A 13,176-nucleotide genomic window follows, 5' to 3' on the forward strand; every position below is an offset into this window, starting at 1 on the left:
TTATTGAAACAAATCAGCAAGATTGCTGAGGTTGTTGGTAAAAAAATATAATTAATTAGGAGGAAATATAGCGATGGAAATGACAGTTGCATTAGAGGATAATAGTTATCCTATTTATATTGAAAAAGGGATTTTAGCTCAAAGTGATAAATATATAAAGAAGATTTATCAGGGAAACAAAATCATGATAATATCTGATGATCAAGTATATGGTTATTATGGAGAGCTTTTAACTAATGTCTTAAAAAAAGAGTTTATAGTAGAACATGTAATTGTTCCTCATGGTGAACAATCTAAACGGTTTGACATATTACCATCGCTATATAAAGCTTTACTGAATTTTAAACTAACAAGAACTGATTTAATTATTGCTTTTGGTGGTGGGGTAATTGGTGATTTAGCTGGGTTTGTTGCAGCAACTTATTTAAGGGGAGTAAAGCTGGTGCAAATACCAACATCATTATTGGCCCAGGTTGATTCATCAGTTGGAGGAAAAGTAGCTGTTGATTTGCCGGAAGGTAAAAATCTTGTAGGTGCTTTTTACCATCCTAAGATGGTTTTAATTGATCCTGAAACATTAAAAACTTTACCTAAACGATTTATTAATGACGGAATGGGAGAGGTAATTAAATATGGTTGTATCAAAGATAAAGAATTATTTGATAAAATAAATAGTTATCATGGTTTTGATGAATTATATCAGGATATTGATGAGATTATTTATCGCTGTGTTGATATTAAACGTGATGTAGTAGAGCGTGATCAATTTGATTTTGGAGACCGTTTATTATTAAATTTTGGTCATACTTTAGGTCATGCAATTGAACAATATTATCAATATCAAAAATATTCACATGGAGAGGCAGTGGCTATTGGTATGGTTCAGTTGACAAAAATAGCTGAAGAAAAGGGTTTATCACCAATAGCGACTAGTAATATAATTGAAGATATATGTATTAAATATGATCTTCCCACTTGTAGTAATGTAAAGACAAGTGATTTAGTAGGCGCTATTAGCCTTGATAAGAAAAATATTAATAAAAAGTTATCATTAGTATTATTAAATGAGATTGGAAGCAGTTATGTTTATCAAAGTGATCTTTCATTAATTCAAATAAAGGATAGGGTTTAAAATGACAGCAGTAAAAATAACACCAACTAAATTAAAAGGGGTAGTCCAAGTACCCCCTTCAAAATCATTAGCTCATCGGGCTATTATTTGTGCCAGTTTGGCTAAAGGAGTAAGCCGGATAGATAATATTGAATATTCAAAAGATATACAAGCAACTATTAAAGCAATGAAGTCTTTAGGAACGAAAATAAAAGAGTTTGAAAACTATTTAATTATTGATGGAACAACTACCTTTACAAAACAAAATAGTGAAATAGATTGTGAGGAATCTGGGTCAACTCTTAGATTTATGGTTCCAATTTCAATTGTTGAAGAAAATAAAGTCCATTTTGTTGGTCGTGGTAATTTAGGTAAAAGGCCATTGGATACTTTTTATGAGATTTTTGAGCGTCAAAATATCGGATATATGTATAAAAGAGATGTGCTGGATTTATATGTAATTGGAAAATTAAAACCAGATCATTATATTATTCCTGGAAATATCTCATCGCAATTTATAACAGGATTATTATTTGCTTTGCCGTTATTAAAAGGGGATTCAATAATTGAGATAACTTCAACTTTAGAATCTAAAGGATATATTGATTTGACATTACAAATGCTAAATCAATATGGAATCAAGATCATAAATAATGATTATAAAAGTTTTGTTGTGATGGGTAATCAAGAATATCAAGCTCATGATTATCGAGTAGAAGCTGATTTTTCACAAGCCGCTTTTTATCTTGTAGCAGGAGCAATTGGAAATGATGTTATTTTAACTGATTTAAATCTTGATTCATTACAGGGAGATAAAGTAACTTTAAATATTTTAGAAGCAATGGGGGCTAAAATTAATGTTGTTAGTGATGGGATAAAAGTAACTGGTGAAAATTTATCAGCTACTCAAGTTGATGCAAGTCAATGTCCTGATGTTATTCCTGTTGTTTCTGTAGCTTTAGCTTTAGCTCAGGGTAAAAGTGAAGTCATAAATGCAAAACGGTTAAGAATCAAAGAATGTGATCGAATAATTGCAACAAGATCACAAATTAATGAGTTAGGGGGAGCAGTTATAGAATTACCTGATAGTATGACAATTAGAGGGGTAAATGAGTTTATTGGTGGAAATTGTTCGAGTTTTGCTGATCATCGAATTGCAATGATGTTGGCGATTGCTGCAACAAGATGTAATCAGCCTGTCATCATTGACAATATGGAGTGTGTCGAAAAATCTTATCCTGGCTTTTGGAAAGATTATCAATCATTAGGAGGAATTATTAATGTCATCAACATGGAAGAATAATATTGAAATTACTATTTTTGGGGAATCACATGGTAAAGCTATTGGTGTTGTTTTAGGCAATCTTCCTAGTGGAATCAAAATTAATATGGACGAAGTGGCTAATGAGATGAAACGTCGTGCTCCAGGACAAAACAAGATGTCAACAGCTAGAAAAGAGGCTGATAATGTTGAAGTAATGAGTGGTCTTCAAGATAATATTACAACAGGGGCACCATTATGTGGAATAATTTATAATAGTGATCAGCACTCAAAAGATTATTCACTCTTGAAGGAGAAAATGCGTCCAGGGCATAGTGATTATCCGGCTTTTATTAAATATAAGGGTTATAATGATGTTAGAGGTGGAGGCCATTTTTCTGGGCGGATAACAGCACCAATTGTTTTTGCAGGAGCGATTGCAAAACAAATTTTAGCAAAAAAAGGTATCTATATTGGTGGACATATTTTAAGTATTAGAGATAATTATGATGAGTATTTTGATATGCGTCTTTCTAAAGATACTTTAGCTTATTTAGCTAATCAAATGTATCCTGTTTTAAATCGGGATATCTATGAACAGTTTATAGAGATTATTGATGATGCAAGAATGAATCAAGATTCAGTAGGTGGTAAGGTAGAATGCGCAGTAATTGGATTAGAACCAGGTTTAGGGGAACCTTTCTTTGATTCAATTGAAAGTCATTTATCAAGTTTGTTATTTTCAATTCCAGCTGTAAAATCAGTGGCCTTTGGAAACGATAAGATTAGTGAGATGTATGGAAGTGAAGCTAATGATTGTTATTATTATGATGGTGATTATATAAAAACAAAGACTAATAATAATGGTGGTATTACTGGTGGGATTAGTAATGGGATGCCAATTGTTTTTAATGTTGGAATTAAGCCAACGCCATCTATTTCTAAACTTCAAGAGACAATTGATATAAAAAATCACTTAAATACAACTTTAGAAGTTCATGGACGACATGATCCATGTATTGTTTTTAGAGCAGTAGTTGTAGTAGAAGCCATAGCAGCTTTAACGATTCTTGACTTAGTGAGGTAAATATGAAAGACTTAGAACAATGTCGTAAAGAAATTGATGAAATCGATCAGCATTTAATTAAACTTTTTGAACAAAGAATGAAAGTTAGCAAGGATGTCATAACTTACAAACTAGCTCATGAGATGGAGATATTTCAACCACAACGCGAAAAAGCAGTGATTGAAAAAAATGCAGAACGTGTTATTGATAGAGAGTTAGTTGAATATGCTCGTGATTTTATTCAAGATGTAATGGATGTGGGTAAAAGTTATCAGGCTACTTTTATTCCATTAAAAGATACTTATAAATTAGCTAAACCAAAAACTGAAGATATTAGAGTTGGTTATGCTGGGGTGCCTGGAGCATTTGCCCATCAAGCTTTACTTGAATATTTTGGAGATGTTAAAAATGTTAACTATGAACATTTTCAAGATGTATATGAAGCATTAAAAAATAATGAGATAGATTATGGAATCGTGCCATTAGAAAATTCTTCAACTGGTGCTATAAATGATAATTATGATTTAGTGAGGGATTATGATTTTTATATTGTTGGTGAACATAGTGTAAATATCACACAACATCTTTTAGGACTTAAAGGGGCTAGTTTAAAAGAACTTAAATATGTATATAGTCATCCACAAGGGATTCAGCAATCATCTGAGTTTCTTAAACAATTTCCAAATATTAGACCCCAAAGCTTTTCTAACACCGCAGCAGCAGCTAAATTTGTAAGTGAAAATAATAATAAACAATTCGCTGCAATTGCATCAAAGATAGCTGCTGATTTATACAATCTAGAAATAATAAAAGAAAATATTCATAATCAGGAAACTAATAATACTCGCTTTATTATATTTGGAAAGCAATTAGAGGATCATGAAAAAACTGATCGAGTTAGTATAGTTTTTACATTGCAGCATAAAGTAGGAGCACTTTATTCAATTTTAAAAGTAATTAAAGATCATCAGATAAATCTATCGCGAATTGAATCACGTCCGCTTAAAGATAAACACTGGCAGTATTATTTCTATATAGATTTTGAGGGAAGTTTACATGATGATAATGTAAGATTAGCATTAGAACAATTAAAAACAAATTGTTTAACTTTAAGAGTATTAGGAAACTATCGTCATGCATAAGGAGTTTAAATGAAAAATATTGTTTTAATTGGGATTATGGGTTGTGGCAAAACAACAATAGCAAGATTATTAGCAGATAAATTACAGCGTCCTGTTATTGATACAGATGAGTATATCGTAGAGAAGTATCAACAAACTATTCAAGAAATGTTTGAAATTAGTGAGGATTATTTTAGAAATAATGAAACAGAAGCTTGTAAAGATATTGCGAAATTAGATGGTTATATTGTTTCAACAGGTGGTGGAGTTGTTTTAAATAATTTAAATATTGATTATTTAAAACAAAATGGAATTATTATTTATATTGATCGTCCGATTGATAATATTTTAATAGATGTTGAAACATCTACTAGACCTTTATTAAAAGAGGGACCAGAAAGGCTGTTCGATTTAAGGAAACAACGACACCAGTTATATTTAAATGCATGTGATATTCATCTTGTAAATAATGATACAATAGAAAATATTATTGATAAAATAATTGGGTTAATCAATGAGTGATCTTATCTCTTTTAATATTTAAATAAGTTACAGATTTTAAATCTGCAACTTATTTTTTTTACAAATATTAAATTTAAAGATTATTAAAAACCTCAATATATTTATGTTATAATATTTCAAGGTGATTAAAATGAAATTAATTAAGCAGGAATATGTAAATACATATCTTCCTAAGGGATGGAAACCATATTATATTTTTTTAATAGTTGTAGATGAAATAGAGGTAGGAAAAATTATATTACGTGAAGGAACACGTATGGAACGTTATTATGATGGTCATATTGGTTATAATATAGAGCTAAAATATCGGGGACATCATTATGCATATCAGGCAACAAAGTTACTATTAAAAGAAGCGGCATTGCTAGGTTTTGATGAATTAATTATAACATGTTCACCAGATAATTTAGCTTCTAAAAAGACAATTTTAAAATTAAAAGCTGAGTATCTTGAAACGGTATTGATTCCATCTGCATTAAGAAAAAATTTTGCGTCAGATGAATTAGAAAAAGAAGTCTATTTAATTAAAATATGGAGGTAAATAATGAGATTTGTTCATATTAGTGATATTCATTTAGGAAAATTACTTTTTCAACAAAATTTATTGGAGATTCAGGCTGATTTATTAGCACAAATAACAAAGTATTTAGTTGAAAATAAAATAAATGTTTTAATTATGGCAGGTGATATATATGATCGCAGTGTTCCTAGTAATGAAGCAATAGATGTATTAAATGATTTTTTATCTTCACTAATTTTAAAACATCAAATAAAAGTTTTAATGATTGCTGGAAATCATGATAGTCCAACACGCTTAAGTTTTGCAAGTGGTTTATTAAAGCAGGAGGGACTGTATATTGAAGCTTATCCGCAAAAAGAGATGAAGCCAATTGTAATTGATGGAGTTAATTTTTATTTACTACCTTTTTTTAAACCTTCTTATTTGCGGTATTTATATGATGATGATAGTATTGTTAGTTATCAAGATGCTTTTAAAAGTTATTTAAGTAGACAAAAGATTGATTATGATGAAGTTAATGTCTTAGTAACACATCAATTTATTGGTGGGGATCAAGATATTATTCGTAGTGAAAGTGAATCTGTTTTAAGTGTTGGGGGAAGTGAGATGATTGATGTTTCATTAGTGAAAAAGTTTGATTATGTTGCTCTTGGGCATATTCATGCTCCACAAAAGGTTTTGCATGATACAATTCGATATAGTGGAAGTTTGATGCATTATTCTTTTGATGAAATAAAACACGAAAAAAGTATTGTAGATGTTACAATTGTTGATAAACATGTGACATTTGAATTAGTCAAATTAAACCCTCAACAAAACTTAATTAAGCTATCAGGATTATTTAATGAGATAATGGAGAGTTATGAGAGTAATAATAATGATTTTATTGCAATTGAATTATTAGATAAAATGATAGTTCCAAATGCAATTGATTATTTGCGAACTAAATATGGCAATGTATTACAAATAACATATCCTAATTTAACTAATTTACAATTAAAAAATAATACTAAAGCAGATATAGGTTTTGAAAAATTATCTTCAGTAGAATTATTTGAACAATTTTACCGAAAGATGAAAGGAGTAGCAATTAATGATCAAGCAAAAAAAATAATTGCTGAAATAATGAAAGGAGAAAATGATCATGGTGCCTAATACACTTATTATTTCGGCATTTGGACCATATCACAATACCATTAAAATAGATTTCGAACAATTTAAACAGGATGGTTTATTTTTGATTACTGGGCCAACAGGTTCTGGTAAAACGATGATTTTTGATGCGATAACTTTTGCTTTGTATGGTGTTTCTAGTGGTAGTGAAAGAAGCAGCGAACAATTTCGTTGTGATAGTGCGGATATTAATACTACTACATATGTTGAATTGGATTTTTTATTACATAATGACCATTACATAATAAAACGTTCTCCTAAATATCTTATTGAAGGACGAAAGACTCCTAAAATGCCAACTGCAATATTAACTTTACCAAACGGTAAGATAGTAGATGGTGTAAAAGAAGTTAATTCTAAGATAAAAGAAATTCTAGGTATTGATGAAAAACAATTTAAGCAAATTGCAATGATTGCTCAAGGAGAATTTACTAAACTTATTTATGCAGGTAGTGAGGATCGTGAAAAGGTCTTAAGAAATTTATTTAAGACTAATAATCTAGTTTATTTAGAAGAACAGTTAAAAGAAAAGGTTAAAGAATACCGAAATAAATATGATCTGCTATTTAGTCAAAGGAATTTATTAGAAGCTGGTTTAGGTTTAAATAATCAAGAACTTAGTTATCAATCATATTTGAATGAACTGAAAACTCAATTATCTAATGACGAATTAGTTTATCAAAATATGTATAATAAATATAATCAGGTTAATCAGCAATTAAATATTACGAATTTAAATAATCAAAGAATTGAGCAATTAGATAACCTTCAAGCTAAATTAGATAATTATTTAAATAATGAAGAATATTATTGCAGTCTAAAAGAAAATATTTGTTTATTAAAAAAAGCTTTAAAAATTCAAAAAGATTATTTAGAAGTAAAAAAAAGTTTAAATAAAATTGATAAATTATTAATATTAAATAAACGTAACAAAGAGACATTGTCTTGTGAAAAACAAGAATTAAGTAATATTAAAATTAAATATTTAAAAATAGATGAGTACCAAAATAAAAGAAATAATTTATTATTACAATTACAAAAGAATAAAGAATTAAAACAAATTTTTAAAGATTATCAAAAAGATTTAATAAATCAAACAAATTTAATTAAACAAATAAAAAGAATTAAAAGTAAATTAGTTGGTTTAGAAGATAAACAACATAAATATCAAAAATTGATTGATAGTGATAGTTGTAGTATTTCAAAACTAGACAAGTTAAAAAGTGATTATGAGTTAGTGAACCAAGAATATCAAAAGCTGCATCGTCATAAATTAGAATTACATCAATTAAGTGAAGATTATGATAAGTTACTGCTAGCAGAAGATCAGGGATATGATTTAAAGGATGAATATCAGAAATTAGAAGATATATATTTAAAAGAAAAACATCATTATGATTTAATTGAACACCATTATCGCTTAAGTCAGGCAGGAATATTAGCAAGGGATCTTAAGGATGACCAGCCCTGTCCAGTATGTGGTTCTCTTAAACATCCGCATTTAGCAAATTTAGATAAAGATATTATTTATCAGGAAGATTTAAAAAAAGCCAAACAGGAATTTGATAAATATAGTGAGCAGCGTAATGATCTTTATAGAACTTTAATATTGAAACAACAAGAAATTTCAATTTTAAAAACTCAATTAGAAAATGATTCTAAACGTTTAAATATTAATGAAGAATTAGATAAAGAAGTTTTTATTAAAGTATTGGGGTCTGTTAATATTGAAGAGGATATCTTGCTTAAGCAGGCTAAAGAACTGGATAATGAAATTATTTATTTGAATAAATTAAAGACTACTTTAGATAATCATCATAAAGATTTAGAGTTAGTTGAAAATGAAATAACTGATTATAATCACAAACTTAATAATTACAATGATCAATTAAATCAATTGATGGGGAAAATTAAACCATTAGAGTATTTAAAACAATTAACAGAGTTACAAATCGATCAAAAGATTTTTGATAATGAAAAAGAATTAAAGGATTTAGAAGCGTTGATAACTAAAATAGAAAATGATTATCGTAATTTGAAAGAAAAAATAATTCAAATTGAAACAAATGTTGAATTAATATCTAAACAGCTAATAGAAGAACAAAATAATTATCAAGATAAATTAAAAATTTATCTTGATAAACTTAAAGAATCATTTAATGATGAAAAAATTTTTATAGATTTATTACCACAAATCAATATGATTGATGAAAAGGAAAAAGAATATAATGACTATTTAATTGCTACTGTAACTCTACAAAATCAAATTAATGAATTAAAAGATGAATTGTCAGATATAAAATATGTTGATATATCAATTTTAAAAGACTCTGCTAATAAGTTAAAAGTAGAATTAGATAAATTACAAGATTCATTAAATAAGCAAAAAGCTAAATTGATTACAGCTATAAATACAATCAATAATATTGATGAAATTGATAAACAATTGAATGATAGTTATGATATATATCAACAGTATCTAGATTTAAGTGAAATGACAACTGGTAAAAATGAATACCGAATTTCTTTTGAACGATATGTATTAGCGGCTTATTTTGAAAATATTTTAGCTTATTCAAATATTTTATTAAAAAGAATGTCGTTAGGCAGGTATCAATTATATCGTCGTGATAATCGTTCTAAAGGTTCGGGGAAACAGGGATTGGAGTTGGATGTTTTAGATTTAGAAAGTGGGATGTTTAGAGATGTTAAGACTTTATCTGGTGGTGAATCATTTAAAGCGGCATTATCACTAGCTTTGGGTTTATCCAAGATGATTCAGAGTTTTGCTGGTGGAATAGAACTTAATACATTGTTTATTGATGAAGGATTTGGCTCTTTGGATAGTCAGTCACTTGATCAGGCAATTGATTGTTTAATTGATATACAAAAGGATGGTAAATTAATTGGAATTATTTCACATGTAAGTGAATTAAAAGAACGAATCGATCATAAGATTGTCCTTTCTAGAGTAAACAAAGAAACATATATTTCTATTGAATAATGTGAATATAAATAGTAAAATATACAAAGATTATAATGAAATGAGGAGAAATAATGGCAAATAATAAAAAAAATGATGCGATATGTGCGATGGAAGATGACTTTGCTCAGTGGTATACAGATGTATGTCGTAAAGCAGAATTGATGGATTATAGTGGGGTAAAGGGGTTTATTATTTATCGACCATACAGTTATGCAATGTGGGAAGCAATCCAACAATATATGGATAAGCGTTTTAAAGAAACAGGACATGAAAATGTTTATATGCCGATGCTAATTCCACAATCATTATTACAAAAAGAATCAGATCATGTTGAAGGATTTGCACCTGAATGTGCAATTGTAACTAAAGGTGGATTAGATGATTTAGAAGAAAATCTAATTATTCGTCCAACTTCAGAAACCTTATTTTGTGAACATTATGCAAAAGTTGTTAATTCTTATCGTGATTTACCAAAGCTATATAATCAGTGGTGTTCAGTTGTACGTTGGGAAAAAACAACACGACCATTTTTAAGGGGATCAGAGTTTTTATGGCAAGAAGGACATACTGTTCATGCTAGTGAAGAAGAAGCTCGAGCAGAAACGTTACAAATGCTGGAAATTTATGAAGAAACAGCTAAAAATTTATTGGCGATTCCAATGGTAACAGGTCGTAAAACAGAACGAGAAAAATTTGCAGGAGCTGAAATCACATATACGATTGAGGCTTTGATGCATGATGGCAAAGCTTTACAATCAGGAACTAGTCACTATTTGGGACAGGGTTTTGCACAAGCTTTTGATATGAAATTTTTATCTAAAGAAATAAATTCGAGTATGTTTATCAATCTTATTGGGGGGTATCGACTCGTTTATTAGGTGCAATTATTATGGTTCATGGTGATAATAATGGTTTGATTTTACCACCACGAGTAGCTCCAATCCAAGTTATGATTATTCCAATTCAGCAACAAAAAGAAGGTGTTTTGGATAAAGCATATGAATTAGAACAAAGATTAAAAGCAGCAGGAATTAGAGTAAAAGTTGATGCGGGTGATAAATCACCTGGATGGAAATTTTCGGAAGCAGAAATGCGTGGTATTCCATTAAGACTTGAAATCGGACCTAAAGATATTGCTAATGATGCTTGCGTTATTGCTAAAAGAAATGATGGAACTAAAGATACATATTCATTGGATGAAAATCTTGAAACTACAGTTAAAGAGTTGTTAGATACGATTCATGAGGAAATGTATCAAAAAGCTTTAAAACATCGTAATGAAAATATTCGTGAGGCTAATAGCTATGATGAGTTTAAAAACATCATTGAAACAAAAGGCGGATATGTCAAGATGATGTGGTGTGGTGATGAAGCATGTGAAGTTAAGATCAAAGAGGATACTAGTGCGACTAGTCGCTGTATTAAAGAAGATGAAGAGCCATTTGGTGATGTATGTCCAATCTGTGGTAAACCAGCAAAGAAAGTTGTATATTTTGCTAAAGCGTATTAGTTAGAAACAGTTTAGATTTTTAATCTAAGCTGTTTCTATTTTTTTACAATAGTTGACATATCAATTAATAAGTGTATAATAGTTGATACATCAACTATTGGAGGTGGTAATTTGGAACGAATGGGAAAGATTATTAATCATTTAGCAACGCTAAATAGGCATGATAGTAATCAAAGATTAAAAGAATATAATTTAACGGGTAATGAAGGGGCCATTTTAATGATTTTAAAACGGAATCCTGAAATTTATCAAGAGGATATTATTAAAGAATTACAAGTAGATAAAAGTGCAGTAACTAGGCTTTTACAAAATATGGTAAATAAAAATTTAGTTAAGAGAATTCAATCTCCTAATGATAAACGTTATTATTTGATTGCTATAACAAAGCAGGGATTAGAAAAACAAAAACTAGTTGATAATATATTTAGTAAAAAAGATAAGGATATAGTTGCTGGTTTATCTAAAAATGAACAGATAGAATTAAGAAGAATGTTAGATATTATAAAAGATAATTTAAAAGGAGGTAAAACTAGTGAATGATGAAAGAATGGAAACTAAAGGAATTCTGCCGTTATTAGTAGAATTTAGTGTTCCAGCGATAATTGGGATGCTAGTTAATGCAATATATAATGTGGTCGATCGAATGTTTATCGGTAATGCTCCAAACTTAGGAGCAATTGGAATAGCTGGAATTACAATTAGCTATCCTATTACCTTGGTATTGATGGCAATTTCACTGATGGTTGGTGTTGGTGGAGCGACACGTTTTAGTATTTCATTAGGAAAAAAAGAAAAAGAAAAAGCTAGTATTTATCAAGGTAATGCAGTTGTCTTAACTGTTATATTTGGATTGCTTCTTACAATTTTTGGGAATATTTTTATTAATCCTATATTACAAATATTGGGTGCTAGTGATACAGTAATGCCGTATGCAAGTGATTATTTATCAATTGTGTTATTTGGGGCAGTTTTTCAATGTGTGGCAATGTGTGGAAATAATTTTTCAAGAGCCCAGGGGAATCCTAAAAATGCAATGGTTTCACAATTGATTGGGGCAGGATTTAATATTTTATTTGATTATATATTAATTATGCAATTACATATGGGAATGCAGGGAGCAGCAATAGCTACGATTGGGGGACAGTTTTTAAGTATGATCTGGCAGCTTTGTTATTTGTGTTCAAATCGTTCTTTAATTAAACTGGATTTAGATCATTTAAAGTTAAAAGCAAGTTATGCTTTAGATATTATTAAAACAGGAATACCGGCATTTTTAATGCAGATGGCTAATAGTGTTTTAAATTTTATTTTAAATAGTACATTGGGTAGATATGGTGGCGATATAGCTATTTCTGCTGTTGGTATTATTACTAGTTTCCAAACGATATGTCAAATGCCTTTAACAGGGTTAATGCAAGGGCAACAGCCATTGATTAGTTATAATTTTGGTGCTGGTAAAGATATTAGAGTCAAAGAAACTTTAAAATATGCAATTATTGGGGGAACTATTATTGCAACTATTGGTTTTTTAGCAGTAGAACTTTTTCCAGAGACTATTATCAGGATGTTTAATAGTGAAACAGAAGTAGTAAGATTAGGAACAAAAGCAATAAGGATTTGGTTTATTTGTTTACCTTTATTAGGTGCTCAAATTATGGCAGCTAATTATTTTCAATGTATAGGTAAAATTAAAGTGGCTAGTATTTTAAATTTATTAAGACAGGTAATTATTTTAATTCCAATGATTTTATTTTTATCTACAATTATTGGATTAGATGGTATCTTCATTGCTGTACCAATTGCTGATTTTAGTGCATTTGCAATCACTATTTATCTGTTTAGTAAAGCAATTAAACGGTTATCTAAAAAATAAATAATATTTAAAAAGCTAATTTCATAAAGAAAT

Annotated in this window: 10 protein-coding genes and 1 pseudogene; all 11 read left to right on the forward strand. The window is 29.1% G+C overall.

The genetic code is table 11. From position 1 onward, the window contains the following. Positions 1-73 precede the first annotated feature (73 nt). The 11 genes and pseudogenes from aroB (at position 74) to ACLR9T_RS09115 (ending at position 13,143) form a co-directional block, all read left to right on the forward strand. A complete protein-coding gene (gene aroB / locus ACLR9T_RS09065) occupies positions 74-1,132 on the forward strand; it encodes a 3-dehydroquinate synthase (protein ID WP_413109220.1) in 1,059 nt (352 codons plus the stop codon). Between the two features lies 1 nt (position 1,133). After that, the gene (aroA, locus tag ACLR9T_RS09070) at positions 1,134-2,414 is read left to right on the forward strand and encodes a 3-phosphoshikimate 1-carboxyvinyltransferase (protein WP_413109221.1); all 1,281 of its coding nucleotides are present in this window, start codon (positions 1,134-1,136) and stop codon (positions 2,412-2,414) included. Further along, positions 2,392-3,459, forward strand: a complete 1,068-nt coding sequence (aroC, locus tag ACLR9T_RS09075) for a chorismate synthase (protein ID WP_413109222.1) — start codon at positions 2,392-2,394, stop codon at positions 3,457-3,459. Before aroA ends, aroC begins: the two co-directional genes overlap by 23 nt. 2 nt (positions 3,460-3,461) lie before the next feature. After that, positions 3,462-4,580: a prephenate dehydratase gene (gene pheA / locus ACLR9T_RS09080; RefSeq protein ID WP_413109223.1), complete on the forward strand. Its 1,119-nt coding sequence runs from the start codon at positions 3,462-3,464 to the stop codon at positions 4,578-4,580. A gap of 9 nt (positions 4,581-4,589) precedes the next feature. Continuing rightward, a complete protein-coding gene (locus ACLR9T_RS09085; RefSeq protein ID WP_413109224.1) occupies positions 4,590-5,081 on the forward strand; it encodes a shikimate kinase in 492 nt (163 codons plus the stop codon). Positions 5,082-5,211: 130 nt separating this feature from the next. Next, the gene (locus ACLR9T_RS09090; RefSeq protein WP_413109225.1) at positions 5,212-5,622 is read left to right on the forward strand and encodes a GNAT family N-acetyltransferase; all 411 of its coding nucleotides are present in this window, start codon (positions 5,212-5,214) and stop codon (positions 5,620-5,622) included. A 3-nt stretch (positions 5,623-5,625) separates the two neighbouring features. Beyond that, positions 5,626-6,756, forward strand: a complete 1,131-nt coding sequence (locus tag ACLR9T_RS09095) for an exonuclease SbcCD subunit D (protein ID WP_413109226.1) — start codon at positions 5,626-5,628, stop codon at positions 6,754-6,756. Beyond that, entirely contained in the window at positions 6,746-9,778 is a 3,033-nt protein-coding gene (locus ACLR9T_RS09100) for an AAA family ATPase (protein WP_413109227.1), read from the forward strand. Before ACLR9T_RS09095 ends, ACLR9T_RS09100 begins: the two co-directional genes overlap by 11 nt. Positions 9,779-9,831: 53 nt before the next feature. Next, positions 9,832-11,270: pseudogene (gene proS, locus ACLR9T_RS09105) on the forward strand (proline--tRNA ligase). A gap of 120 nt (positions 11,271-11,390) precedes the next feature. Further along, positions 11,391-11,810 carry a MarR family winged helix-turn-helix transcriptional regulator gene (locus ACLR9T_RS09110; protein WP_413109246.1) on the forward strand — a complete coding sequence of 140 codons (420 nt, stop codon included), beginning with the start codon at positions 11,391-11,393 and terminating at the stop codon, positions 11,808-11,810. Further along, entirely contained in the window at positions 11,803-13,143 is a 1,341-nt protein-coding gene (locus ACLR9T_RS09115) for an MATE family efflux transporter (RefSeq protein ID WP_413109228.1), read from the forward strand. Before ACLR9T_RS09110 ends, ACLR9T_RS09115 begins: the two co-directional genes overlap by 8 nt. Positions 13,144-13,176: the final 33 nt, after the last annotated feature.

The sequence above is a fragment of the Thomasclavelia sp. genome (assembly GCF_047249845.1).
Classification (GTDB): Bacteria; Bacillota_I; Bacilli_A; order Erysipelotrichales; family Coprobacillaceae; genus Thomasclavelia.

Coding starts and splice junctions, on each gene's coding strand:
- aroB (WP_413109220.1), top strand. CDS start 74: ATGGAAATGACAGTTGCATTAGAGGATAATAGTTATCCTATTTATATT.
- aroA (WP_413109221.1), top strand. CDS start 1,134: ATGACAGCAGTAAAAATAACACCAACTAAATTAAAAGGGGTAGTCCAA.
- aroC (WP_413109222.1), top strand. CDS start 2,392: ATGTCATCAACATGGAAGAATAATATTGAAATTACTATTTTTGGGGAA.
- pheA (WP_413109223.1), top strand. CDS start 3,462: ATGAAAGACTTAGAACAATGTCGTAAAGAAATTGATGAAATCGATCAG.
- ACLR9T_RS09085 (WP_413109224.1), top strand. CDS start 4,590: ATGAAAAATATTGTTTTAATTGGGATTATGGGTTGTGGCAAAACAACA.
- ACLR9T_RS09090 (WP_413109225.1), top strand. CDS start 5,212: ATGAAATTAATTAAGCAGGAATATGTAAATACATATCTTCCTAAGGGA.
- ACLR9T_RS09095 (WP_413109226.1), top strand. CDS start 5,626: ATGAGATTTGTTCATATTAGTGATATTCATTTAGGAAAATTACTTTTT.
- ACLR9T_RS09100 (WP_413109227.1), top strand. CDS start 6,746: ATGGTGCCTAATACACTTATTATTTCGGCATTTGGACCATATCACAAT.
- ACLR9T_RS09110 (WP_413109246.1), top strand. CDS start 11,391: ATGGGAAAGATTATTAATCATTTAGCAACGCTAAATAGGCATGATAGT.